23 protein-coding genes are annotated in these 26051 nt (G+C 67.2%); 22 read left to right on the top strand and 1 reads right to left on the bottom strand.

Annotation, left to right across the window (positions count from 1 at the left end):
* Positions 1–27 precede the first annotated feature (27 nt).
* The 11 genes from FB461_RS07295 to rho all read left to right on the top strand — a co-directional run bounded on the left by FB461_RS07295 (position 28) and on the right by rho (position 16789).
* Positions 28–2268 carry an Ig-like domain repeat protein gene (locus FB461_RS07295; RefSeq protein ID WP_142120282.1) on the top strand — a complete coding sequence of 747 codons (2241 nt, stop codon included), beginning with the start codon at positions 28–30 and terminating at the stop codon, positions 2266–2268.
* 140 nt (positions 2269–2408) lie between these two features.
* Positions 2409–4148: an Ig-like domain repeat protein gene (locus tag FB461_RS07290; protein WP_246046132.1), complete on the top strand. Its 1740-nt coding sequence runs from the start codon at positions 2409–2411 to the stop codon at positions 4146–4148.
* A 74-nt stretch (positions 4149–4222) separates the two neighbouring features.
* Positions 4223–5362, top strand: a complete 1140-nt coding sequence (locus FB461_RS07285; protein WP_142120277.1) for a heme/hemin ABC transporter substrate-binding protein — start codon at positions 4223–4225, stop codon at positions 5360–5362.
* 137 nt (positions 5363–5499) lie between these two features.
* Positions 5500–6543, top strand: coding sequence for a FecCD family ABC transporter permease (locus FB461_RS07280; RefSeq protein WP_246046131.1), 1044 nt, complete (start codon positions 5500–5502; stop codon positions 6541–6543).
* Positions 6543–7346: a heme ABC transporter ATP-binding protein gene (locus tag FB461_RS07275; protein ID WP_142120273.1), complete on the top strand. Its 804-nt coding sequence runs from the start codon at positions 6543–6545 to the stop codon at positions 7344–7346. The genes FB461_RS07280 and FB461_RS07275 overlap by 1 nt, the downstream gene beginning before the upstream one ends.
* Positions 7343–8695, top strand: a complete 1353-nt coding sequence (locus FB461_RS07270; protein ID WP_142120271.1) for a hypothetical protein — start codon at positions 7343–7345, stop codon at positions 8693–8695. Before FB461_RS07275 ends, FB461_RS07270 begins: the two co-directional genes overlap by 4 nt.
* The gene (locus tag FB461_RS07265; RefSeq protein WP_142120269.1) at positions 8696–10906 is read left to right on the top strand and encodes a RodZ family helix-turn-helix domain-containing protein; all 2211 of its coding nucleotides are present in this window, start codon (positions 8696–8698) and stop codon (positions 10904–10906) included.
* A 129-nt stretch (positions 10907–11035) separates the two neighbouring features.
* Positions 11036–12340 carry a homoserine dehydrogenase gene (locus tag FB461_RS07260; protein ID WP_142120266.1) on the top strand — a complete coding sequence of 435 codons (1305 nt, stop codon included), beginning with the start codon at positions 11036–11038 and terminating at the stop codon, positions 12338–12340.
* On the top strand, positions 12340–13407 hold the full coding sequence (gene thrC, locus FB461_RS07255; RefSeq protein WP_142120265.1) for a threonine synthase: 1068 nt from the start codon (positions 12340–12342) through the stop codon (positions 13405–13407). The genes FB461_RS07260 and thrC overlap by 1 nt, the downstream gene beginning before the upstream one ends.
* Positions 13408–13409: 2 nt before the next feature.
* Positions 13410–14372 (top strand): homoserine kinase, encoded by a 963-nt coding sequence (gene thrB / locus FB461_RS07250; RefSeq protein ID WP_142120263.1) that lies wholly within the window; start codon positions 13410–13412, stop codon positions 14370–14372.
* 278 nt (positions 14373–14650) lie between these two features.
* On the top strand, positions 14651–16789 hold the full coding sequence (gene rho / locus FB461_RS07245) for a transcription termination factor Rho (protein WP_142120261.1): 2139 nt from the start codon (positions 14651–14653) through the stop codon (positions 16787–16789).
* Between the two features lie 90 nt (positions 16790–16879).
* On the opposite strand, the gene FB461_RS07240 is transcribed toward rho, so the two are convergent.
* Positions 16880–18010, bottom strand: a complete 1131-nt coding sequence (locus FB461_RS07240) for a glycosyltransferase family 4 protein (protein ID WP_142120259.1) — start codon at positions 18008–18010, stop codon at positions 16880–16882.
* Between the two features lie 117 nt (positions 18011–18127).
* Between FB461_RS07240 and FB461_RS07235 the strand changes: the two genes are divergently transcribed.
* The 11 genes from FB461_RS07235 to FB461_RS07185 all read left to right on the top strand — a co-directional run bounded on the left by FB461_RS07235 (position 18128) and on the right by FB461_RS07185 (position 26051).
* Positions 18128–18643, top strand: coding sequence for a hypothetical protein (locus tag FB461_RS07235; protein ID WP_142120257.1), 516 nt, complete (start codon positions 18128–18130; stop codon positions 18641–18643).
* Positions 18644–18758: 115 nt separating this feature from the next.
* Complete coding sequence (rpmE, locus tag FB461_RS07230) at positions 18759–18971, top strand: 50S ribosomal protein L31 (protein WP_142120255.1); 213 nt, start codon at positions 18759–18761, stop codon at positions 18969–18971.
* Positions 18972–19084: 113 nt separating this feature from the next.
* Positions 19085–20194, top strand: coding sequence for a peptide chain release factor 1 (prfA, locus tag FB461_RS07225; protein ID WP_142120253.1), 1110 nt, complete (start codon positions 19085–19087; stop codon positions 20192–20194).
* 2 nt (positions 20195–20196) lie between these two features.
* Complete coding sequence (prmC, locus tag FB461_RS07220; protein ID WP_211349849.1) at positions 20197–21144, top strand: peptide chain release factor N(5)-glutamine methyltransferase; 948 nt, start codon at positions 20197–20199, stop codon at positions 21142–21144.
* A gap of 5 nt (positions 21145–21149) precedes the next feature.
* Positions 21150–21836: an L-threonylcarbamoyladenylate synthase gene (locus tag FB461_RS07215; protein ID WP_142120889.1), complete on the top strand. Its 687-nt coding sequence runs from the start codon at positions 21150–21152 to the stop codon at positions 21834–21836.
* Positions 21833–22960: an MraY family glycosyltransferase gene (locus FB461_RS07210; RefSeq protein ID WP_142120252.1), complete on the top strand. Its 1128-nt coding sequence runs from the start codon at positions 21833–21835 to the stop codon at positions 22958–22960. Before FB461_RS07215 ends, FB461_RS07210 begins: the two co-directional genes overlap by 4 nt.
* A gap of 16 nt (positions 22961–22976) precedes the next feature.
* On the top strand, positions 22977–23417 hold the full coding sequence (locus FB461_RS07205) for a Cg1360 family ATP-synthase-associated protein (protein ID WP_142120250.1): 441 nt from the start codon (positions 22977–22979) through the stop codon (positions 23415–23417).
* A gap of 134 nt (positions 23418–23551) precedes the next feature.
* Entirely contained in the window at positions 23552–24361 is an 810-nt protein-coding gene (atpB, locus tag FB461_RS07200) for a F0F1 ATP synthase subunit A (RefSeq protein ID WP_142120247.1), read from the top strand.
* A gap of 81 nt (positions 24362–24442) precedes the next feature.
* Positions 24443–24670 carry an ATP synthase F0 subunit C gene (atpE, locus tag FB461_RS07195; RefSeq protein ID WP_142120245.1) on the top strand — a complete coding sequence of 76 codons (228 nt, stop codon included), beginning with the start codon at positions 24443–24445 and terminating at the stop codon, positions 24668–24670.
* A gap of 8 nt (positions 24671–24678) precedes the next feature.
* Entirely contained in the window at positions 24679–25236 is a 558-nt protein-coding gene (locus tag FB461_RS07190; RefSeq protein WP_246046065.1) for a F0F1 ATP synthase subunit B, read from the top strand.
* Positions 25236–26051 carry a F0F1 ATP synthase subunit delta gene (locus tag FB461_RS07185; RefSeq protein WP_142120241.1) on the top strand — a complete coding sequence of 272 codons (816 nt, stop codon included), beginning with the start codon at positions 25236–25238 and terminating at the stop codon, positions 26049–26051. The genes FB461_RS07190 and FB461_RS07185 overlap by 1 nt, the downstream gene beginning before the upstream one ends.

Genomic DNA, 26051 nt, shown 5'->3' with positions numbered 1-26051 from the left:
ACCGATTATCGTGTGAGAGGGAAGCGCGTGACTTCAGCGACAACAAAGCGATGGCGTGCAGGGGTGGGTGCCGGCGCGGCAATCGTCCTAGCCGCTATCGGCCTGGCACCAGCGGCACAGGCTGCGACCGTGGAGATTTCCGGCGGAACGCTGCAGTGGAGTGTGAGCAACCAGGTTGTGCAGCACTTGTCGGCTCGTACCGTGGCTGGCTCCGCGCTCATCAAGAACGCCACCGCTGGAGTCGTCGCGTTCGGCAACGCCACCGGAACTGTCGATGATGCAAGCGGTGAAGCGACGATTCAGTACTCCGGGTCATACACGGCCGGGTTCGTCTACGGCGGTTCGACGTTGTACTCGGTGACCATCACCGATCCGGTCGTCGAGGTCGAGGCGGATGGTTCCGGAAACCTGTCCGCGACCGTGAGTTCCGATGTGGCCCCCGCCCACCAGTCGAGCCAGGGTCTGCCTACCGCCCCGACGGCGGGCGTGAAGATCGTCGAGTTCACGGGCGCCGCGGTAGCGGTTGCCAACGGAATCGCCTCCTTCACCGCGACACCGAAGTTCGAGAACGTGCTGGTACCGGGATCGCAGGAAGCCAGCGATCTCGGCCTCGCCGCCGAGCACCCCTACGGCGGTCAGTCATTCCGCCCCGAGTTCCTGAAGGCCATCGCGAAGGGCATCCGCGCGCACTTCCTCGCGACCGCCGACCCGGCGGTGGGCCAGGCCGCGAACGAGAAGAAGCGCCCCACCATCATCGTCGGCGCTGGACCGGTCCTGACCACTGGCGTGACGCTCGCCGAGGGCGGTGCGACCCTCGACGTCAAGGGCACCGGCTTCCGCGCGGTGACGAACCAGGGTGACGCGGGCGTCTACCTGGGCGTGGCTCCTGCCGGCGGGCTGCCGGACGTTTCGTCCCCCGCGGGCATGGCGAACTTCGTGACCGCGGCGTACATCCCGGCCGTGCCCTCGAGCGTGGTCACGAAGTCGATCTCGATCCCGGCCGGCGACATTCAGCCTTTGGTCTGCTACTCGCTGTACTCGTGGCAGGCCCACAGCCACTCCAACACCTCGCAGGACGTGGAACTGCCCGTCTCGCTGGTCCCCGCACAGCCCGTCGCGATTACGACTCAGCCCGCGGACGCCGTGGCAACCGATGGCGATTCCGCCGCATACGAGGTTGAGGTCAGCGGATCGTGCCCCTCGTACCAGTGGCAGTCCTCATCCGACGGCGCAACCTGGGCCAACGTCGACGGCGCGACCACGGCGTCCTTCGCCACTCCCGCCACCACGCTCGGCGACAATGGCACGAAGTTCCGTGTCGTCGTCGCGGGCACGGCAGGTAACGAAGTGACCTCCGACGTGGCTTCCCTGACCGTCAACCCTCGTCCGGTGAGCATCAACACGAACCCCGCCAACGCGGCGGTGGTAGAGGGCGAGACCGCCTCCTTCGCCGTCGCCGCTGTGGGCAGCACACTGACGTACCAGTGGCAGTCCTCCGCTGACGGTCAGGCGTGGACGGACGTCGCGGGAGCGACGGCAGCCACCTACACCACGCCGTCGACGACGCTCGCGGACTCGGGCCAAAAGCTCCGCGTGGTCGTCTCCGGCGCCAGCGGCCAGCAGACTTCGACCGCAGCCACCCTGACGGTGACGGCCAAGCCGATCGTCAAGGTGCTGCCGACCGTCAGTGTCACGGTGCCCGCGTTCGCCTACGGCAAGCAGGGCAAGGCCAGCGTCGTGGTGACGGCAACGGGTGCGACTCCCACCGGCACCGTCACCCTCACGGCGGGCGCCAAGAACCTGGGTTCGGCTGCGCTCGTGAACGGGCGTGTCGCGATCACCATCCCCGCCAAGGCGCTTCTTCCCGGGGTCACTGAGATCAAGACCGCGTACTCCGGTGACGCCGCGGTCGAGGCAGGCACGGCAACCAGCAAGGCGTCCGTGACGAAGGCCGCGAGCACGGTCAAGGGCAAGATCGCGAAGAAGTCGATCAAGGCGAAGAAGGCCTCGGCGCTCAAGGTGACCGTCAAGTCGGCCGCCGGGGTATCGGTCAAGGGCACAGTCACCGTGACCTGGAAGGGCACCAAGGGCAAGGCCAAGGGCAAGACGATCACCAAGAAGGGTACCGTCAAGGCGAACGGCACCGTGACCGTGAAGTCCGCGAAGCTGAAGAAGAAGGGCACCTACACGGTGACCGTCTCCTACGCGGGCAACGCCACCGTTGCTGGCGCCAAGAAGGCTAAGGCCGCGAAGGTCGTCGTCAAGTAGTGGCGACTCCGCAATAAACGACGCGCTGCGAGCCGGCATCAACGCCGGCTCGCAGCGCATCGGCATTTCCGAAAACGGCGTTCGGGTGCCGAATCGCAGTGACGAAACTCAGGATATTCATACGTGGAGATGCGGAAGTGATGAATCAGATGAAGCGCAAAGCGGCCGTTGCAGCGGGCCTCGGCGTCCTCCTGGCGTTCGGATCGCTGACCCCAGGAATGGCCGCCGCCGCGCCCCAGGCACTTTCGGACGTGTCTCTCGCGTGGTCCATCAACGATGAGGTCGGCGGCGGAGCCCATTTCGGGGTGTGCAACTTCCTCTCGGCCGGGGTTGCCGGTAACACCGGATCGTCTCGCCTGTGGAGCGAGGCGGACGGCTTTTACCAGAGTTCTGCCGGAAACGTCCGCATCGAGAAGCCGACTGCCGGCGGCGGCTGGAACGCTCCGACCTGGGCAACGAAATGCCAGGGCGCGTCCGGGACGAACGTCACCACCGCGGTGGGGTCGACGAGCGGGAATCGCGTGGTCTTCAATGGGGGGGTCGGCACGCGCGATGTCCAGGCGGGGACTGCGCACATCGCATGGAGCGGTTCTTTCACGTTCGTCTTCTACGGCGGCTTTACGTACTGGAGTATCACGAATCCGATCCTCGACATCGCGAGTGACGGGACCGGCCAGTTGACGGGAACGGCGACCGGGTACGGTGCCGACCGCAATCATCCCGTCACCTGGACCGCTCTTGCTCCGGCAGACATAGTGCTCGCCGACTTCACGGACGTGACCGGTCTCTCCGATGGAATCGTTGCCACGCCGCGGTATCTCGGCGTGACATATGCCAATGCCGAGGCGGAACCGCAGTCCACCACCGGACCGGCGTGGGGATCCTTTCCGGCATCATTCGTGGACTACAACCTGCTGACCGGGCAGTCCTCCTACTGGTATTCCTCGGGCGGAGCGGCCGACCAGAAGAAGGTCACGACCACTGACGGCTTCCGGGTGTCGTTCGCGCGCCCGACCGCGACCGTCTCCAGCGCCACCGTGGGAGGCGTAACGGGGGATCGACCCACGGCGAACGGTATCGCCACTGGCCTGGCACCGTTCGCCTACCAGTGGGAGCGTCGCTCGTCCGGCGGGCAATGGCAGGCCGTCGCCGGGGCAACAGGCGCAACGTACCAGCTTCCCGCGCTCACCCCTGCCGATGCTGGCGGTGCCCTGCGCCTGCGGGTTAAGGACGGCCTGGGCGATGCCGCCGTGTCGCCGGAAATTGCCGTGACGTTCGCCAAGGCATCCGTGCTGTCTGTGACAGCAACCAGCAAGGCGGTCAAGTACGGCGCCAAGGCGCAGGTCGCCGTCAAGATTGCCGGACGGGCGGGCATCGCAGCGACCGGCACGGTCCGCCTGACGGTGGGGTCCAAAATCGTCGCCAGCGACACGTTGAACGCGGCCGGTGCGGCCGTCCTGACGATCCCGGCCAAGGCGCTCGTCGCTGGAAAGCACTCCGCGACCATCTCTTATCTCGGATCGGCGGCCTACAACGCCGGTGCAGGCAAGGTGACCCTGCAGGTGACCAAGGCCGCGACCAAACTGACCGCCAAGGTCAAGAAGACCTCGATCAAGGCCAAGGCACGGTCGGTCGTGACCGTCGCCGCGAAGTCCGCTGGCTCAGCCGCGACAGGTAAGGTGAGGGTTACCTGGAAGGGTACGAAGGGTGCTGCAAAGGGCAAATCCGTCACCGCCACCGCGACTTTGAAAAAGGGCAGGGCCAACGTGAAGACGGCCAAGCTCAAGAAGAAGGGGACCTACCGGGTCACCGTGAAGTATCTCGGCAGCGCGAACAGCAGCGCCAAGAACGCCAAGGCGAAGACCGTCAAGGTCACGTGACCTCTACCGTGCGGTGCGGCCCCGCGGCCGGCTGGCATCGGTAGGAACCAAAGTAAGGCAAGGAAAAGAACCCGGTGAAGTTCACTCACATATCCGCCCCTCGGCGAGCGGCCGCACTGGTCGCGGTCGCCGCGAGCGTGTTCGCGCTGGCGGCATGCGGGGCAGGAGGACCTTCGTCGTCAGGTGGGCAGGACGAGGCCGTCGCCGGCGAGGTGACCGTGACCAATGAGGCGACCCCGCTCGCACAAGCCAGCCTCCTGGCGGATCCCAAGGCCTACACGGGCACCGTCGTCGCGCAGCTCACGAACGCGGGAATCGATCCCGTCGCGCAGAACCCGTCGCCCACGTTACCCGTCACCGTCACAGACGCGCAGGGCACCACGGTCACGATCGACGACACCTCGCGCATCCTCGCGCTCGACATCTACGGGTCACTCTCGCGAATCGTGTTTGATCTTGGCCTCGGATCCAATGTGATCGGCCGCGACACTTCGTCCACCTTCGACGAGATCGCCGGTCTGCCGAACGTCACCGCGAATGGGCACGACGTGAGCGGCGAGGCCATTTTGGACCTCGCACCCACCGTTATCCTGACGGATACGTCGCTTGGCCCCTGGGACGTGTTCCTGCAGATGCGCGACGCTAACATTCCCGTGGTCGTGCTCGACTCCTCGCGTTCGCTCGCGAGCACGGGCGATCTGATTCAATCTGTCGCCGACGCCCTAGGCGTCCCAGATCAGGGCAAGAAACTCGCCGAGCGTTCCGAACAACAGATCAGCGCCAAGATCGCGGACATCGCCTCAATCGCCCCCACCTCGGTCCAGGACAAACTCCGAGTCGTGTTCCTGTATGCGCGTGGCCAGGCCGGTATCTACTACCTCTTCGGCGAGGGGTCGGGCGCGGATGACCTGATCGAGGCGATCGGCGGCTACGACGTTGCCAAGGAGATCAACTGGAACGGGATGAAGCCGCTCACCGCGGAAGGACTGGTCGACGCGCAACCCGATCTCGTCCTGATGATGACCAAAGGGCTCGAATCGGTCGGCGGCGTCGATGGGCTGCTCCAGTCCGTCCCGGCCCTGGCGCAGACTCCCGCAGGTATGAACAGGCGGATAGTGGCGATGGACGATTCGGACATCCTGAGCTTCGGTCCGCAGAGCAGTGACGTCCTCGACGCGCTGGCTCGCGCCATCTACGCACCTCCCGCCCAATGACTTTGAGCGACACGACACTCCCCGCCACGACCACCAGGGACCTCTCTGCGGGTGACTCGCTGCTGATCTCGGAGGCCAGCCCGAGCGCTCACGAAGCGCCCGCCGCGTCGGGCACGGGCACTGCCTCCCAGCGAACCATGAGCGTGCGCCGAGGTCGCACCTGGCTGGTCGCGACCATTGCCGCCATCCTGCTAGCGGTCGTCGCGGTCATCGCTTCCGGCAGCGGACAATTGCACGTCCCACCGGCAGAGGTGTTGGGTTCGGTCATGAACCGGATCGGCATCCATGTGTGGCCCATGCCGTCGCATCCGCAGGGCGATGCGGCGTTGTGGACCATCCGTTTTCCCCGCGTCGTGATGGCGATGCTCGTCGGCGCGGCCCTCGCCACGGCCGGTGCGCTCATGCAGGGGGTATTCGGCAACCCCCTCGCCGAGCCGGGAGTCGTCGGAGTGTCGTCCGGTGCCGCAGTGGCAGCGAGCACGACCATCGTCTTCGGCCTCACCTTCTTCGGCAACTGGACCATCGCCGTGATGGCGTTCCTGGGCGGACTGATCACCGCCATCGCGGTATACCTGCTGGCGCGATCCGGTGGCCGCACCGAGGTCGTCACCCTGATCCTGACGGGCGTCGCCATCAACGCGTTCACCGGCGCGGCGCTGGCATTTCTTACGTTCCTGGGGGATACGCAGGCCCGGGAGCAGATAGTGTTCTGGCAACTCGGATCGTTCAATGGCATCCGCTGGCAGTACGTGGGCGTGGCGGCACCACTGATCGCGGTCGGCTTCATCGTCTCGCTGTTCCTCGCCCGATCCCTCGACCTGATGTCGCTGGGGGACAAGGCCGCGCGCCACCTGGGTGTCCACGTCGAGCGCGTGCGCGTGATCGCGATCGTCATCGTCGCGCTGCTGACCGGCGCGGCCGTAGCATTCTGCGGCATCATCGCGTTCATCGGCCTCGTGGTGCCGCACGTCGTGCGCATGCTCATCGGCCCTGCGCACAGGTCCCTCATTCCGATCTGCGCGCTCGGTGGAGCGCTCGTCCTCCTCGCCTCGGATCTCGTGGCGCGCACCGCGATCGCCTACGCGGACCTGCCTATCGGTATGCTCACCGCGCTGGTGGGTGGTCCGTTCTTCTTCTGGCTCCTGCGCCGCACGCGCAAGACGTCGGGGGGGTGGCGCTGATGGCGGCGTCCGCTCCCGGCGCTCTCGTCCAGGTCAACGATGTTCGGGTGCGACTCGGCGACCGAGACGTGCTGTGCGGAATCGACCTCGAGATATTCCCCGGCGAGGTGCTCGTCCTGGTCGGTCCCAACGGGGCGGGCAAATCGACTCTGCTCTCCGTCCTGTCCGGCGACCGTAAGCCGGACGCCGGCAGCGTCCACTTCGGCGGCATTCCGCTCACTTCGCTGAGCCACGCCAAGCAGGCGCGGCTGCGCGCGGTCTTGCTGCAGGAACAGCACGTGAGTTTCCCGTTCACCGTCCGCCAGGTCGTCGAGATGGGCCGCGCCCCCTGGGCGGGAACCTCGGCGGAGGCGCAGGACGAGGAGGTCGTCGAGCGCGCGCTCGACGCGACCGAGGTCACGCACCTGTCCTCGCAGCGGTTCCCCACGCTTTCTGGCGGCGAGAAGGCGCGCACGGCGTTCGCGCGCACCCTGGCACAGGGCACCGCGCTGCAGTTCCTGGACGAGCCCACCGCCGCACTCGACATCAGGCATCAAGAGGCGGTGCTCACGCGTGTCCGGAAGAACGCCCGCAACGGGATGGCCATCGTCATCGTGCTGCACGACCTCTCGCTCGCCGCGGCCTACGCCGACCGCGTGGCCGTGCTCTCCGACGGGATCGTTAAGGCAGCCGGTCCCGTGCGCGAGGTGATGACCGCGGAGTTGCTGAGCGACGTGTACGGGCATCCGATCGACGTCATCGAACGGCCCGGACAGGCCAGCCCGGTGATCATTCCCAATAGAGAGGCGGAAGCAGTCCTGTGAGGATTACCACGCGTCGCATTCATCGGCCAGCAGGGCGCGTCGTCGCGCTCGCCGTCGCGTTCGCGATTGGTTGCGCTGGCGTGCTGGTGGGAGTTGTCGCACTCGCGGGTCCCGCCGGGGCAGCCGCCAAGCTGGCGGTCGCGAACGAGTTCGGCAAGGCCGAGGCGGACCTCACCTACTCCACGTCGGTGACCGTCACGGGGTCGGGATACCAGTCCGTTAAAGGCGGCTTCGGCGGTATCTACGTGGTGTTCGGCTGGGTGAAGTCCGGCGCCTGGCAGCCCAGCAAGGGCGGATCTGTCGGCAACGGCGACTACCTGTATGTCCCCGACAGCGAATCGAAGGACAACCAGGGGTTCCAGAAGTTCGTCTCGTTCCAGGGCTCCGAGACTGAAGTCGCGGCGAACGGCGGCAGCATCGCCGCCGATGGCTCGTGGAAGACCACGCTGGTCATCCCCGGTCCGACGTTCGAGGCGGTCGCCCGCGACGGCAAGAAGACAGTGATCGACTGCCGCACCGTCACCTGCGGAGTGTTCACGATCGGCGCTCACGGCGTCGCCAACGGCCAGAACGAGGTCTTCACCCCGATCGCTTTCAAGTCGATCTACTCGTCACAGCCGTCCACCACGCCGAGGGATGACACGAGTGGCGAAACGGGGACGGGCGATCCCGCCACGGGCGCTGGCGGAGCTGTCACGCCCGCCAACCCGGAGGCGGACGCGGTTGATACGGGCACCGCCGCTGTCGTCGTCGATCGCGAGACCGCCGTCGTCGGGCGGGTACTGGCCTTCACCGCGACCGGCTTCCAGGAGGGGGAGCAACTCGTCGCCGTCCTGGATGACGGCATCGCGGCGATAGGGCCACTGATCGCCGGCGTGGGTGGTGCCACAGCGGGTGTGCTGCAACTGCCGGAACTGGCCCAGGCGGGGACGCACACTCTCAAGGTGACCGGTGCCGCCTCCGGGCGCTCCGCCACGGCCTCGTTCCCCGTCAGGATCGCTCCTGAACAGGCGACGATCAGTGCCACCCCGGTTGCTCAGAGTCCCGGCGGCTCATCGTGGCCCGATTGGATTCCGCCCTGGCCCATCGTTGTCTTCGTGGGCCTGGCGCTGGCCGTGTTCATTGCCGCGCTCATCTGGCGGATCCTCTCGAGGAGGCCGGTCAAGGCAATGGCGGCGCGCAACAGGTCAGGCCAGGCGGCGCGCGGCCGCGAGGCGGACTCGCAGAGCGCGGGGCAGGACTCGTCCTCGTCCTCCTCGGGCGCCCGGGCCGCAGTACCCCCAGCGCCCTCGCCCCCGAACCCGGAATCCAACACCGCAACGTTCGAATCGGCAAGGAAGGGGGAGTAGGTGAGGCAACCACGCATAAAGCTCGCAGCGATCGCGGCACTGTCCGCGCTTCTTGGCGCGGGGCTTGTCGGGCCGATTCTCGCGGCACCCGCAGCCGTGTCGGCGGAATCGACCGCTCGAGCGGTGACTGGGGCCACCCTCGCCTGGAGCCTCAACGACGAATCGGGCAGCGCGGCCTATTTCGGTGGGTGTAACTTCCTTTCGGCCGGAGTAGCCGCGAATGCCGGAAAGTCGCGTTTGTGGTCCGCGTCCGATGGTCTCTACCGGGTGTCGGACGGCAACGTCAGGATCGAGAAGGCAACGGGCGATGGCTACGAGCCGCCATCCTTCGCGACGAAGTGCCAGGATGCGTCGGGCACGACGGTTACATCCGGCAACAACCGGAGGACCGGCAACCGAGTCGTTATCGCCGATGGCGAGGGGTGGCTCGATCTGGCGGCTGGTACCGCAGAGATCCGCTGGTCCGGGTCCTTCACCGTCGCCTACTACGGCGGCATGACCTACTGGTCCGCATCCGACCCGATCCTTCAGGTGCGGGCGGACGGGAGTGCGCGCCTCACCGCGACGTTGAGCGGCTATGGTGCGGACATGGAAGACGCAACCAAATGGAGCGTCCTACCGCCGCACGTCGTCGAACTCGCCACGTTCCGCTCGACCACCGCTGTCGAACCCGAGTTCACGGCAAAGGCGGACTATGTCGGCGTGACCGTATCGGATCATGCCAGCAGGGTTCCACAGGTCGCGCGCACGGCGGATAACGCGGCCTACTGGGGAAGCTTCCCCGCCTCGTTCATCGATTACCAGACCCTGACCGGCCAGAGCGCCTACTGGTACAGCTCCGGCGGGCTGTCGGATCAGAACAAAGTCGCGCACGACCTCTCCGTTGCGGACATGATCCTGGGCGACGATGGGGTCAAGCCCTCATACACCGACATTCCGATCAAAGCGATTCTCCCATCCGAGAATCCGAAGCCCTCGGATCCGGTCACTCCCACGCAGCCGGACGATGACAAGACCACCAAGGACGATGGCGATTCCCTGACTTCCAAGGTCACCGTCAAGGATGCGGTCCTGCGCTGGGGGCTCAACGCGGAGACGTCGTCGGCTGCCTTCTTCGGAGGCTGCAACTTCCTGTCTGCCGGCCAGGCCGGAAACAATGATGCGGCCAAGGCATGGACCCAGAGCAGTGGACTGTACAAGGCCGCCTCCGGGAACGTAGAGATCCTCAAACCGAACTCGCGGGGAAAGCTGGAGCGCGCCACCTGGGCGACGAAGTGCCATACCCGCACGGGCACGGCCGTGAGCAACGGCAACAGCGCGACCACCGAGTCCATCGTCTCCATCTCCGGGGGAACCGGAACCCTGAACCCGAAGAAGGGCACCGCCAAGATCGCGTGGAAGGGATCCTTCACGGTCGCCTTCTATGGCGGTATGACCTACTGGTACGCCAAGAATCCCGTGCTGACCGTCGCCAAGAACGGCTCCGCCACGCTCACCGCGACCGCGGGCGGTTACGCCTCGTCGATGGATGACGCCACCAAGTGGAGCCCGCTGAAGGAGCGGAAGGTCACTCTCGCGAATCTCACGGGGGTGGATGTGAGCGCCGCGAAGGGCTTCACCATCACCCCCGAATACCTCGGCGTCTCCGTGAAGGCGGGCGGAGGAGAACACTCGGCACAGGCGGCTAAGACTACGGCGAACGCCGGCTACTGGGGGTCCTTCCCGCAGTCGTTCATCGACTTCCACCTGGAGACCGGGCAGAGCGCCTACTGGTACACCTCGGGCGGTTCGCGTGACTGGGCCAAGCCCGCCGCGGCGCTCACCGTGACCTATGACGCAGCCAATGTGAAGAACACGGTCAAGAAGAAGGCCGACAAGGGCGAGGACTCCGGCTCGAGGCCCTCGACCGCGACCGTGGTGCGACCGTCGACGCTACCGCCTGCCTCGACGCCCACCGCAGTGCTGCCGCCAAGCGGGGCGGTGACTGCCGCAGGCGCGACGCAGAACTCGTCCCGACCGTGGCCGACCACCCAACCGGTGGCGCTCGCCGCAACGGCGCAGGCCCCCGTGGTGCGCGCTGAGCTGGCGAGCACGACCGCGCCCACCGACGCGCACGCCGCCCTCACCGGCGGCTTCATCGCGCTGGGCATCGCCCTATTTGCCGGAGCGCTGGCGCTAGCGCCGTTTCCGAGTGGGCGCAGGCGCGGTTGAGCCCCGAACGTGCCCCTCGGCGCCCACTGCGCCGACTACGGAGCGGGCCTGGGCGTTCGATACACTGAGCGGGGCCAGCGAGTTCTTTCGTTCGCCTCACCCCACCGCACCTCAGGAGGACTTCGAGTCGTGACACGCGTGCAGGATAGGTCTCTCCGCATTGCGGTACTTGGCGCCGGGGTCGTGGGAACTGAGGTGATCCGCTCCCTCGTGACGCAGGAGGGCGACCTCTCGGCCCGCGTCGGCAGCGGCCTGGAACTCATCGGCGTGGCGGTGCGAGACACCTCAGCCCCGCGCGACTCCGTCATCGATCCGGCCCTGCTGACCTCGGATGCCGGTTCGCTCGTCGACCGCGCTGATCTCGTCGTCGAGCTGATGGGCGGCCTCGAGCCCGCTCGCACCTTGATCCTGCGTGCATTCGCCGCGGGCGCATCCGTCGTGACCGCGAACAAGGCGCTCGTCGCCGCGCACGGTCCCGAGCTGTACGAGGCCGCGGAGGCGGCCGGCGCCGATCTGTACTTCGAGGCGGCCGTGGCCGGGGCCATCCCCGTCGTGCGTGCGCTTCGGGAATCACTGGCGGGGGACGAGATCTCCCGGGTGCTCGGCATCGTGAACGGCACGACCAACTACATCCTTGACGAGATGACCACGGCCGGACTCGCCTTTGACGTGGCGCTCGGGCAGGCTCAGGAACTCGGCTACGCGGAGGCCGACCCGACGGCCGATGTCGAGGGTCATGACGCGGCGGCGAAGGCCGCGATCATCGCCTCGCTCGCGTTCCACACGCGTATACCCCTCAGCGCCGTCGCCTGCGAGGGGATCTCGGCGGTCACCAAGGAGGACGTCGCGGCGGCGGCCGAATCGGGGCACGTGATCAAGCTGCTGGCCATCGTGGAGAACACCGCTGGCGGCGTTCAGGCGCGAGTCCACCCCGCACTGGTGCCTACCGGTCACCCGCTCGCCGGGGTGCACGGCGCGTTCAACGCGGTCTTCGTCGAGTCGGAATCCGCCGGCGAGCTGATGTTCTATGGACGAGGCGCGGGTGGCCGCCCGACGGCGTCCGCGGTGCTCGGAGACGTGGTCGCAGCCGCGCGGCATCGCGTTCACGGCGGGCTCGCGCCCGCCGAATCCGCGTACGCGGGCCTCGCCGCCGCGCCGTCCGCCGATGCGCTCACCCGACTGCAGATTCGGCTCTACGTGGCCGATCGGCCCGGTGTGCTGGCGCAGGTGGCGTCGGTCGTGGCGAAGCACGGCGTGTCGATCGAGGCAGTGCGGCAGAGCGATACGGCGCAGGCGAGCCAGCGGGACGCTGCGGAACTCATCATCATCACCCATCGTGCGCGCCAGGCAGACCTGGACGCCACGGTCGCCGACCTCGCCGAGCTCGACTCGGTGACCGAGGTCGCATCCGTCCTGCGAGTGATAGGAATCTGATGGCACACATCTGGCGCGGCGTGATCAACGAATACGCCGACCTGCTCCCCGCCCACCTGACGGAGAAGACCGTCACGCTCGGCGAGGGCGGCACGCCGCTCGTCGCCGCTCGTCGCCTGAACGAGCTCACCGGCGCGGAGGTGTACCTGAAGGTCGAGGGGATGAACCCGACCGGGTCGTTCAAGGACCGCGGCATGACCGCCGCCATTTCGGCCGCCGCTGCGCGTGGCGCCAAGGTAGTCGTGTGTGCCTCGACCGGCAACACCTCGGCCAGCGCCGCCGCGTACGCGACGGCTGCGGGCATGACCTGCGCGGTGCTCGTCCCGGACGGCAAGATCGCGATGGGCAAGCTCTCGCAGGCGATCGCCCACGGCGCGACGTTGCTGCAGGTGGACGGCAACTTCGACGACTGCCTCGTCGCCGCCCGCAAACTCGCCGAGGCGTACCCCGTCGAACTCGTGAACTCCGTGAACCCGGACCGCATCGAGGGGCAGAAGACGGCGTCGTTCGAGGTCGTGGACGCGCTCGGGTCGGCACCCGACATTCACGCGCTGCCCGTCGGAAACGCCGGCAACATCACCGCGTACTGGAAGGGCTACCGCGAGTACCTCGCGGCCGGGAGGATCGACCGGCTCCCGCAGATGTGGGGCTTCCAGGCGGCTGGGGCGGCGCCCATCGTCAAGGGGCACCCGATCGACGCGCCCGAGACGATCGCCACCGCGATCCGCATCGGCAACCCCGCGTCGTGGGCGCAGGCCGAGGCCGCTCGCGACGAGTCCGGCGGCGTCATCGAGGCGGTGACCGACGACGAGATCCTCGCCGCGCACCGCATCCTGTCCGCCGAGGTCGGCGTGTTCGTGGAGCCGGCTTCCGCGGCCGGTGCAGCGGGACTGCTGAAACGCGCGGAACAGGGTCTCGTCCCCGCCGGTGCCCGCGTGGTCATCACCGTGACTGGACACGGCCTGAAGGACCCGCAGTGGGCGCTGCGCGGCGCGGACGGCTCCGAGGTCACCCCGCAGCGCATCAGCGCCGACGTGGTTTCGATCGCCGACGCATTGGGACTCTAACGATGCAGCTCCGGTCGGACCACGTCGAGGTTTCCGTCCCGGCGACGAGCGCGAACCTTGGCCCCGGGTTCGACGCCCTGGGTCTCGCCGTGAACCTGCGCGACACGATTCGCGTGCGTGCGCTCGCCACGCCCTCCGTCCAGGTTGACGTCGAGGGGGAGGGGGCCGACGGCGTTCCAACCGACGAACGGCATCTGGTGGCGAGGGCGATTCGAGTGGGCCTGGAGTACGTCGGCGCCCCCAATGTCGGCCTGCACCTGACCTGCCGCAACGTCATCCCGCACGCGCGCGGACTCGGATCCTCGGCCGCGGCGTGCGTTGGCGGGTTGCTCGCTGCGCGCGGGCTCATCTCCGATTCAGGCGCGCTCGACGACGATGCCATCCTTGCGCTGGCAACGCAGATGGAAGGGCATCCCGACAATGCCGCCCCCGCGATCCTGGGGGGCGCGACGGTCGCCTGGATGGGGCAGGATCCCGATGGCTCTCCCGTTGCGCGCGCCACGCGCTTTACCCTTGCCGACGACATCGACCCTATCGTTCTCATCCCGGACACGACGCTAGCCACGAAGGCGGCACGTGCCGCGCTCCCGGCGGAGGTGCCGCACCGGGACGCGTCGTTCAATGCCGGCCGCTCGGCGCTGCTCGTCGCGGCGCTTTCGCAGCACCCCGAGTTCCTGCTTGATGCGACCGCCGACAGGTTGCACCAGGGCTTCCGCGGGGCGCAGATGCCGAGTTCGACGCTGCTCGTCGAGCGACTGCGCTCGGCGGGGCTCGCCGCGGTGATCTCTGGTGCGGGGCCGACGGTGCTCGTCCTGGGCACGCGCTCCGGCCGGGCCGAGGAGGACGAGGCCATCGCGGGGATCACCGGACGATGGGACGAGGACGGCACCGCGCCGGGCGGATGGCGGGTGCTGCGCCCGGGCGTAGCTCACGAGGGCGCGTCCTGTCGCGTTGTCGGCGCTTGAACCGCCCGAGCCCGACCATCCGTGGAATGGGCGGCTATGTGGTGGTATCGTAGTGATGATCGTATGACGCGCCGGCCTTGGGTCGGCGTTGCATGACGGCCCCGGCGCGATTCGCCGAGATCCCGTCAGCAAAGCAGAACGATCCCCCTGCGACTCACCTTCGGACTGTTTAGTGATCGAGGTCTGTTGAGTCACGAGCCAAACCAGGATTCTTGTCCCGGTCTTGCCACAGCAGGAACGAATTACCCAGCCGTCAGTCGCCTCTGACTCCGGCATCAATGATCTCTCGCGCATCGATCGACACGCGAGACCAGCCCCGCATTCCTTTCGCGGGGCACCGAAAAGATGAGAAGGATTCCTTCGTGACACAACCTGCAACCTCAACTGAGACGGTCGGCGGCGCGAGCGATGGCGCCCGTGGCCCACTGGGCTCGCTGAAGCTGGCTGAATTGCAGAAAATTGCTTCCTCCATGGGGATCAAGGGCATATCGAAGATGCGCAAGGGAGACCTCGTCGAGGCCATCCAGGGCCAGCGCGGCGGCGCCGCCAGGTCCAAGAGCGCAACAGCCCCCAAATCCGGCACGCTCCGCGCAAGCAGCGGCGAAGCCGCGGGCGCTCAACTGTCCGTCGCATCGTCCTCGACCGCGCAATCTGTGGCTCGTCAGACCGCCGGCGACGGCGCGGACACTACTCGCGCCGCGCGCGGCAACGACCGCCGCTCCGGGAACCACGAAGGCGATCAACGTCGCTCACGACGCGACGCGCCGGCGGACGGCGAGCAGCGCTCGCACAACACCGACGGCATCCTCGATGACCTCCTGAGCACCGCTGGCAAGAGTCGCCAGGGCCGTCCCGACCGCGACGCGCAGAACCGCGACGGGCAGAACCGCGACGCGCAGAACCGCGACGCCCAGGGCCGCGAGGAGGGCGGCGCCGACCGCGCAGATCGGGCCGCCTCCGTCATCGACGACCTGCCCAGCGCCAGCCGGGGACGCGACGGCGAGCAGCGGTCTCGTCGCCAGCGTCAGCGTGATGGCGAGTCGCGGAATTCGGCCAGTGGCGCTGGCGGTGCCGCGCAGCGTGACGGCTCCCGCCGCCAGGAATCGACCGTGGAACTCGACGACGAGCGCGGCCGCCGCCGGCGCGGTCGCGACCGTTACCGCGACCGCTCCAAACGCGGACGGGGTGCTCGCGGACTCGCGGATGCCGGTCCGATCGAGGACATCGAGATCTCGGAAGACGACGTCCTCGTCCCCGTCGCGGGCATCCTTGACGTGCTCGACAACTACGCGTTCGTCCGGACCTCCGGTTACCTGCCCGGATCGAACGACGTCTACCTATCCCTCGCTCAGGTCAAGAAGGCCGGGCTCCGTCGCGGAGACGCGATCACGGGAGCGATCAAGGCGCCGAAGGATGGCGAGAGCAACCCGTCCAGCAACCGGCAGAAGTTCAACGCACTGGTCCGGCTCGACACGGTGAACGGCCTGAACCCCGAGGCCGCTCGCAAGCGCCCCGACTTCGCAAAGTTGACGCCGCTGTATCCCCAGGAGCGACTGCGCCTGGAGAACTCGGCCGCAACGCGCCTGACGCCGCGCGTCATCGACATCGTGGCGCCGATCGGTAAGGGCCAGCGCGGCCTGATCGTCGCCCCGCCGAAGGCCGGCAAGACGATCATCATGCAGCAGATCGCCAACGCGATCACCGCGAACAACCCCGAGGTTCACCTCATGGTCGTTCTCGTCGACGAGCGGCCCGAAGAGGTCACAGACATGGAGCGCACGGTCAACGGTGAGGTCATCGCCTCGACGTTCGACCGCCCCGCGTCGGATCACACGATCGTCGCCGAACTGGCGATCGAGCGGGCCAAGCGCCTAGTCGAGTTGGGTCAGGACGTCGTGGTGCTGCTCGATTCGCTGACCCGCCTGTCGCGTGCGTACAACCTCGCGGCACCCGCCTCCGGCCGCATCCTGTCCGGTGGTGTGGATGCGTCCGCGCTCTACCCGCCGAAGAGGTTCTTCGGCGCCGCGCGCAACATCGAAGAAGGCGGCTCCCTGACGATCCTCGCCTCGGCGCTCGTCGAGACCGGCTCCAAGATGGACGAGGTCATCTTCGAGGAGTTCAAGGGCACCGGAAACATGGAACTGCGCCTCAGCCGCCAACTGGCTGACAAGCGGATCTTCCCGGCGGTCGACGTCAACGCCTCGGGTACCCGTCGCGAAGAGGTCCTGCTGCCGGCCGAGGAACTCAAGATCATCTACAAACTGCGTCGCGTCTTCGGCGGGCTCGACCAGCAGCAGGCGATCGAGTTGCTCCTGGGCAAGCTCAAGGAAACCAAGACGAACATCGAGTTCCTGTTGCAGGTTCAGAAGACCACGCCTGGCTCGTCCTCCGATGAGAGCGTCGGCCGCACTGTCTAGTCACGCTAGTCACGGCTGAACAAGCGAAGGGCCGCCCCCGTCCGGGGGCGGCCCTTCGTCTTGCCCGCTTCGCTTGCGCACGGGAAATCGCTAGAGACCGAGGTACCCCTTGCAGGTCGCGGCGACCTGGTCCCACGTCCAGTCGCGCTCCACGCGCGCGCGTCCGGCCGATCCCATTCGCGCCGCAAGTTCGGGATTCTGCAAGAGATCCACGATCTTCGCCGCGACGTCGGCGGGATCACGGGGATCGACGAGGAAGCCGGTCTCGCCGTCGACCACGGCATCGGGGGCACCACCCGAGTCGCCGACGACCACGGGCTTGCCGCATGCGCCGGCCTCCAGGTAAACGATGCCCAGTCCCTCGACCTCCAAACCTCCCTTGCGCGTCCGCGAGGGCATGGCGAACAGCGTGCACGCGTCGTAGTACCCCGGTAGATCGGCCCAGGGCACGGAACCGGCGAAGATCACCGCATCCTCGACGTGCAACGTGGCGGCGAGCTTGCGTAGCTTGGCCTCGTCGGGGCCCTTGCCGACGATCACGAGCCGGGCTTCCGGCGCGGATGCGAGCACCGCGGGCCATGCCTCGATCAGCGTGTCCTGGCCCTTGCGGGCGACCAGTCGCCCGGTGACGAGGACGATCGGCGTCCCGTCCGCCAATCCCAGCGACGCGAACGCGTCCCGCGCGCCCACGCCCGGATAGAACCGCCCGGGATCCACCCCGGGTGCCAGGCGAAGTTGCCGGTCCCGACCGGCAGGACTCAGCGCCCGGCTGATCTGGTCGCGGCACCAGATCGATATGTAGGTCAGCGCGTCGACGCTATTGCCCATGCGCCGCAGCAACTGCGCCGTTACCGGGATGCGCGCCCACCACGCCTCGTGCCCGTGGGTGATCGCGACGATCCGCTTCGCGCCGGCCTTTCGCAGGGCGGGGGACAGGAGCGACAGTGGCGCGGCAGCGCCGAACAGCACGCGATCGCAGGAGTACTCGTCCATGATCCGCACCACGGCCTTACGCACGCGCCGCGTGGGAAGAAGCGTGCCCGCCCGGTCGCGGATCACGGGGAAACCAGCCCGCCTGTCGTATTCGGCATCGCCCGGCATGGACGCGGTGTAGACCACGATCTCATCGGGGTCGAACCGCTTGGCCAGTTCTTCGGCGAACGTCTCGATGCCTCCCTGTCGCGTGGGGAAGTCGTTCGTGATCATGAGCGTGCGGGGCATGGGTCCGATCCTAGACGCGAGAGCCCATGAGAGCGTGCAGGCACCGCTGCCCGCTGTTAGCCTTGCCGAGTGTACGACAAGCCCCATGCCCAAAAATTCCCGCGAACAGCGCGGGCGATGGCCATCGCCTGTCTCGTGGCGCTCGCAGCCAGCGCCTGCGGGACCATCCCGACCACGGACGCGCAGAATCCCGTTCTGCGCGCCAAACCGGTCGAGGACGCCATGCGGGACAGCGGCTTCGCGTTGCAGTGCACGAACGAGGACGCCGCCACCGGTGTCGCGCGGGATAACACCTATCCATGGCGTGCCGCCTACTTCATCGGGCGTGGACCGGACATCGGCGCGGCGCTCGACGCGATCACGAACGCGGGTTTCACCTTCAAGGGTCAGCCGCATCGCGATCTCGCGACGCTGCCCGCCGCGGTGCCGGTGCCGCCGGACGAGACGGTCGAGGACACGGCCGTCGCGTGGGACACCGCCACGGGCACCGATGGCGCCGGTTGGTCCATCGGGTATTACAAGGACGAGTTCACCCTCGCGTGCGGTGACGTCGACCGCTGGGGCACCGTGATCCACCTCAGGGCCGGCGAGATCGGGATCGTGACGAACCTGATGCTCCCGGAACTGAACTGAGCGAACAGCCACTGGATTTCGCGGGCTGAAAGTGGCATAATTCTTCGTTGGTCTGACTGGTTCACGCTGCGCAACCCGCGCGGCGACCCAGTAGCCGAGATCACAAGGAGAATCCATGAAGGCCGGAATCCACCCCGAGTACGTCGTCACCGAGGTCACCTGCACCTGCGGCAACACGTTCGTCACTCGCAGCACCGAGACGTCGGGCAAGATCAGCGCGGACGTCTGCAACGCCTGCCACCCGTTCTACACGGGCAAGCAGAAGATCCTCGACACCGGTGGCCGCGTCGCCCGCTTCGAGGCACGCTACGGCAAGAAGGACAAGTAGCTTCTCTCTCAGCGCCGGTGGCATCGACACCGCCAACCTCTCCAGGGGCAGGCGGTGGATGTCACCGGCGCTGAGTCGTTTCCGCAGAAGAACCACTCGTAGGAGAAGCAGCCATGTCCCACCCTCCGGTTGACGCGTCGAATCAGTTCGCCGCCGTCCAGTCGCTCTTGGACGAGTATTCCGAACTCGAAACCGCGTTGGCGGACCCTTCGGTGCACGCCGACCAGGGGAAGGCTCGCTCGCTGGGGCGAAGGTATGCCGAACTGGGTGCCGTCGTGGGGGCGTACCGCGAGTGGGAGAAGATCACCGGCGACCTCGCCGCGGCCCGCGAGTTGGCTGAACTGGACCAGGCGTTCGCCGAGGAGGCCGAGTCGCTTGCCGAGGCGCAGCAGTCGTCTGCCGACCGGCTGCGCCGAGTGCTCATCCCGCGCGACCCGGACGATGCCCGCGACGTCATCCTTGAGATCAAGGCCGGTGAGGGCGGTGAGGAATCCGCACTGTTCGCCGGCGACCTGCTGCGGATGTACCTACGCTACGCCGAGGCACAGGGCTGGAAGACCGAGATCATCTCCGCCACCGAATCGGATCTGGGTGGCTACAAGGACGTCTCGGTCGCAGTCAAGGCACGCGGCAACGTGGCTCCCGAGGACGGAGTGTGGGCCCACCTGAAGTACGAGGGCGGCGTCCACCGCGTCCAGCGCGTGCCCGTCACCGAATCCCAGGGGCGCATTCACACCTCCGCTGCGGGCGTGCTCGTATTCCCGGAGGCGGAAGACGTTGCCGAGGTCGAGATCGACCAGAACGACCTGCGCATCGATGTCTACCGCTCGTCTGGGCCTGGAGGACAGTCCGTCAACACGACCGACTCCGCCGTGCGCATCACCCACGTCCCGACGGGCATCGTCGTGTCGATGCAGAACGAGAAGTCGCAGCTGCAGAACCGCGAGCAGGCGATGCGCGTGCTGCGCGCCCGACTGCTGGCCGCCCAGCAGGAGGCCGCCGCTGCCCAGGCCAACGACCTGCGCCGCTCGCAGGTGCGCACCGTGGACCGCTCCGAGCGCATCCGCACCTACAACTTCCCCGAGAACCGGATTGCGGACCACCGCACGGGCTACAAGTCGTACAACCTCGACCAGGTGCTCGACGGTGCGCTGGGTCCGGTGGTGCAGTCCGCCATCACCGCGGACGAGGAAGCCCGGATCGCGGCGAGCCTGGGGGAGTGACCGTGACGCACGGTTCGCCGCCCGGGGGCGGCTGGCGCGCGGAGATCGATGCGGCCACGGCCTTGCTGGCATCTGCGGGGGTGGCCTCGCCCGGCGCGGACGCGCTGGCGCTCGCCCAGGCCGTTGCCGGGATTCCGCTCGGCCGGTTCCGTGCCGCGCTCATCACGGGTAGCCTCGCCCCGGCGCCCGGTGAGCTCGATCGCTTGCGTGAGCTGGCCGAGCGCCGGGCCCGGCGCGAGCCCCTGCAGCACATTCTCGGTGTCGCCCACTTCCGCGCGCTAACGCTCGCCGTCGGCCCCGGTGTCTTCGTCCCGCGCCCCGAGACCGAGATCGTCGTCGCCGCCGCGCTCGAAGCGATCGCGCCGCTCACCGACGGCGCCGTGGTCGCCGACCTTTGCGCTGGCAGCGGGGCGATCGGCTTCGCGATTGCGGACGAGTTTCCCGCCGCCCGGGTCTGGTCGGTCGAACTGGACCGGCGGGCGTTCGAGTGGACCACGCGCAATCACGCTGCCCTCGATGAGGGGACGATGCGGCGCGTCACGATCCAGCGAGGGGACGCGCGCACGGCGCTCGCCCCGCTCAACGGCACCGTTGACCTCGTCGTGTCGAACCCTCCTTACGTGCCCCCCGGCGCCATCCCGCGCGATGAGGAGGTGGCCAAGCACGATCCGGCTGTCGCCCTCTACGGCCTGGGGCCCGACGGGCTGGCGGTGCCTGCCGGGATAGTGGCCGCGGCCGAGCGGCTGCTGAAACCGGGTGGCACCCTCGTCATGGAACACGCGGAAGTGCAGGCAGAGGCGGCGCGCGGACTCCTCGACCCGGCGCGGTGGACGGCCGTGCGCACCCGCCCCGACCTCACAGGCCGGTCGCGTATGGTTATCGGGCGCCGCACAGCGAACCTTTCACCTGGGGCGAGCCCCGACGAGACGATTGAGGAATCGGAAAAGTGACGTCTTTGCGCGATGTGAGCGACGAGTCCGCCTGGGGGCCAGCACTCGACGAGGCGGTGAATGCCATCGGGCGCGGCGGGCTCATCGTCCTCCCGACCGACACGGTGTACGGAATCGGCGCGGATGCCTTCGACGGCCGCGCGGTCGCCGGGCTCCTCGCGGCGAAGGGGCGAGGCCGGCAGATGCCGCCGCCGGTCCTTATCGCTTCGGCACAGGTGCTGGACGCGCTCGCGGAGAGCGTCCCGGACGAGGCGCGCACCCTCGTGGCGAAGTTCTGGCCGGGGCCGCTGACCATCATCTGCCATTCCCAGCCCTCACTCGCGTGGGATTTGGGCGAGACCCACGGCACGGTCGCCCTGCGCATGCCGGACCACCCGGCCGCGCTCGCATTGCTGCGCCGCACCGGGCCGCTCGCCGTATCCAGCGCGAACAAGACGGGCGGCCCAGCCGCTACGTCGGCACGGGAGGCCGCCGATCAACTCGGCGATTCCGTGGCCGTGTACCTCGACGCGGGCAATTCGCCGCTCGGGCAGGCATCCACGATCGTCGACGCGACGGGACCCGTCCTGCGGATCGTACGCGAGGGCGGCGTGAGCTACGCCGACCTCGCGCAGCTCGTGCCCGGAATCTTGCCGGTAGAGGGAACGCCCCCCGCGCGCGCAGCCGATGACGACGGTGACGCCGGCGAATGAGGGTCTATCTGCTGGTGAGTGTCGTCGCCGCCGTGGTGACGTTCCTTCTCACACCGCTCGCTCGATGGATCGCCACGCGATCGGGTGCGTACACCGCGGTTCGCGATCGCGACGTCCACACCATCCCCACTCCCCGGCTGGGCGGCCTGGCGATGCTGGGCGGCCTGGTGGTGTCCTTCGTCATCGCCTCCCACACCCCGTTCCTCGCGCCCATATTCGAGGAATCGGGCAATACGGCGTGGGGCGTGATACTCGGGGCGGCGATCGTATGCCTCATCGGCGTGGTCGACGACATCTGGGATCTGGACTGGATGATCAAGCTCGTCGGGCAGGTGCTCGCCGCCGGCGTCATGGCCTGGCAGGGGGTGCAGTTGATCACGCTCCCGATCGGCGGCCTCACCATCGGGTCTAGCCGCATGTCCCTGTTCGCCACCGTCCTCGTGATAGTCGTCGCCATGAATGCCGTCAACTTCGTGGACGGCCTGGATGGCCTCGCCGCGGGCGTGGTTGCCATCGGCGGCGGAGCGTTCTTCGTGTACACCTACCTCCTGACCTTCTCCTCGAGCCCGCAGGACTACGCCTCGCTCGCGTCGCTCGTGGTCGCGGCCCTGGTGGGCATCTGCGTCGGATTCCTCCCCTTCAACTTCCACCAGGCGCGAATCTTCATGGGGGATTCGGGTTCGATGCTCATCGGGCTAGTCATGGCCGCAGGGGCCATCATCGTCACCGGGAATATCGACCCCGAGCGCGTCTCCGGCGGCCAGACGCTGCCCGCGTACCTGCCGATGCTGCTGCCGTTGGCGGTGCTCGTTCTGCCCTTACTCGACATGACCATGGCCGTGATCCGTCGGATAGCGCAGGGGAAGTCGCCCTTCCATCCGGACCGTCGACACCTGCACCATCGTCTGCTGGCGCTCGGCCACACCCACCGTCGCGCCGTGTTCGTGATGTACTTGTGGACCGGCGTCTTCGCGTTCAGTGCCGTCGCGCTGGTCGCCTTCCCCTGGCGGGATGTCCTGATCGGCGCCGCGCTCGCCTCCGCAGTATCCCTTGTCCTGACCCTTGGCCCGCTCCGCGGACGTAGCGCATCGGGCCCTCGGGGCGCCCGCCGCGTTCAAGCCTAGAGAGAACGAGACCACAGTGACCCACAGTGAGAACCCGCTCGATCGCCTGGCGGACGGAGCGCCTGTCCGTCGCGCCGCCATCAAGGCACTGAGATGGAATGCCGTCGTCTTCGCCGTCATCGTGATCGTCGCGTCGCCGATCGGCTGGATCGTCGACAGAGGCCAGGGACTGTGGGCGGTGGTGCTGGGCGTGGCCATCGCGATCTTCTTCTCGCTGACCACGGTCGTGTCGATGATCGTCGCCGCGCGCAGGCAACCCGCAGCGATGGCGGGCATCATCCTCGGAGCCTGGCTCGGCAAGATGATCATGCTGTTCGCCATCCTGCTCGCACTCAAGGACGCCGACTTCTACAACAGGCCCGTTTTCGCGATCGTTCTGTGCCTGGCAGTGATCTGCGCGGCGATCATCGATGCCATCGCGGTGCAGAAATCCCGGATTCCTCTTCTCGGATCCTGACGCCGGTCCGCAACCTAAGATGAATGCGCAAGCAGAGCCGCAAGTACGATAGGCTAGCCCCGACCCAAACACGGCGGTGGCCCGTTGCTGCCTATGCGCGGCCGCGCCCGATCTCCCAGGAGTCATGACAGGTCATGATCACGCTTCAAACTCTCCTCATTGCTGAGGGCGGCGCTGAAGAGTTTCACGCACCTTCCCTAGCGGACTTTTTCCCGCCTGCGATCTGGTTCGAGGGCACGGTATTCGAGATCACTCGGCTGCAGCTGATCCAGTTCCTGGCGACCGCCGTCGTATTGACGGTGCTGTTGTTCGCTGCCCGCCGTGCGGTCCTTGTGCCAGGACGGCTGCAGAGCGCGATCGAACTGCTGCTCGACTTCGTGCGCGTGCAGATCGTCGAGTCGACGTTCGGAGCGGGCAAGGGTAAGAAGTACATCGGTATAGTCACCACGATCTTCATCACGGTGCTCGCCTTCAACTTGACTTCGATCGTTCCCGGAATCAACCTGCCGATCAACTCGCGCATCGGTGTTCCGTTGCTGCTCGCGCTCTGGGTGATGGTCGCCTATTGGGCCGCTGGAATCAAGAAGCACGGCCTCTGGGGATATCTGAAGGGGAACATGTTCCCGCCTGGTGTCCCTGTGTTCGTCTATCCGATTCTGGCGCCGATCGAGCTCCTTCAGATTCTGGTCATCCGCCCTGCATCGCTGATCATCCGGCTCCTGGCCAACATGGTCGCCGGTCACATCATGCTTGCGCTGACGTATCTTGCCACTCATTATTTCCTCACGGTCAGTGCGGGCGGGATGAAGGCGATCTCCGGCCTGACGTTTGCGGCTTCACTCGGCATGACCCTCTTCGAGGTATTCGTAGCGGCACTGCAGGCGTACATCTTCGCTTTGCTGGCGGCCGTGTACATCAACATGTCGCTGGAAGAGGAGCACTGAGCTCCGCACCGAGCGACCCATCGCTGAACCAACTCCCACATGATGTCCGGCACAGGGCCGGTCCATACGAAAGGAAAACTCGTGGACATCACGAACCTCGCCGAAATCACCGGTAGCCTCAACACGATCGGTTACGGCATCGCCGCAATCGGCCCTGGTATCGGCCTCGGTATCCTGATCGGCAAGACCGTCGAGGGCATCGCCCGCCAGCCCGAGATCGCAAACCAGCTGCGTACGACCATGTTCATCGGTCTTGCGTTCGTTGAGATTCTTGCGCTCCTCGGCTTCGTTCTTGCGTTTGTCGCCTAAGGATCACCGTGACTGCACAGTTAGCAGCTGGAGGGGGCGAGGTTGAAGGGATCAGACTCTTCATCCCAGAACCCTCCGAGATCCTTTGGTCAGCGATCGTCCTGGTCATCATCGCCGTAGCCATCGCCAAGTTCGTGCTGCCCAAGTTCACCGCAGTGCTGGATGAGCGCGCTGCAAAGATCGAAGGCGGAATCGAGAAGGCCGATGCCGCCCAGGCGGAGGCCGCGGCATTGCTTGCACAGCAGGACGAGGCACTGCGCGAGGCTCGCGCTGAGGCCGCCAAGATCCGCGAGTCCGCACGCGCCGAAGGCGCTGCGATCGTGAGCGAGCAGCGGCTCAGCGCATCCGCCGATGCGGATCGAATCCTCGAGACGGCCCAGCGTCAGATCGAGTCCGAACGCGTCGCCGCATCGGTCGCCCTGCGTGATGAGGTAGGCACACTCGCGACGGAACTCGCATCCAAGATCGTCGGCGAATCGCTTGACGACGCTGTGCGACAGTCGCGTGTGGTGGATCGTTTCCTCGCTGACCTCGACGCCTCCGCGTCCCAGTCCAAGGGGAACTAATGCGTGGAACATCATTGGCGTCGCGCGACGCCGTCCTGGCGGCCATCGAACCAGCGCTGAGCGCTGCCGGTGCCAAGGCGACGACGATCGGCGAGCAGCTCCTGGAGGTCGTCGATTTCCTCGATGACAATGGAGCCGTTCGCCGCGCACTGACAGACCCGGCACGCGAAGACGCAGCCAAGGCGGCGCTCGTTCGCTCGCTCTTCGGTGAGCGGCTCGAAGCCCAGACCGTCGACATCGTTGCCGACGCAGCGGCACGCCGGTGGTCGGGCGCCGATGATTTCGTGGAGTCCGTGGAGCGGTTCGCCTTCGACGCGATCCTGATCGGCGCCAAGAACGACGGGCGCCTCGAAGAGGTCAGCCAGGAACTCTGGCGTGCCAGCCAGGCGATGATCGGCCGAGTCGACATCCGCACCGCGCTCACGGACGCACGCGCGACCGCTGCTGCACGGGCGGACCTGCTCGGCGCGCTTTTCGCGGGCAAGGTCAGTGCGGAAGCACTCGTCCTCATCCGCCGCGTAGCGGCGAAACCCCGCGGACGCCACGTGATCCCGTTCCTGCAGCACCTGTCCGACCTCGGTGCCCAGCTTCGCAACCACAAGGTTGCGCATGTCACGGTGAGCGCTCCGATCAGTCCAGAGCAGGTCACCAGGATCGAGGAGATCCTGCAGCGTCGCCATGGCCAGGACATCCAGGTCGATGTCTCGGTGGACCCCAAGGTCGTCGGCGGTATCCGTATCCAGGTCGGCGCCGATGTGCTAGACCAGACTCTGCTTGCGCGCCTGAAGGACGTTCGCAGAGAAATCGCCAGTTAG

Origin of the sequence: Rarobacter faecitabidus (assembly GCF_006716265.1) — a bacterium.
Lineage (GTDB): Bacteria > Actinomycetota > Actinomycetes > Actinomycetales > Cellulomonadaceae > Rarobacter > Rarobacter faecitabidus.
Note: the sequence above shows the minus strand (reverse complement) of the source record. Positions and strands in the feature narration are given on the sequence as shown.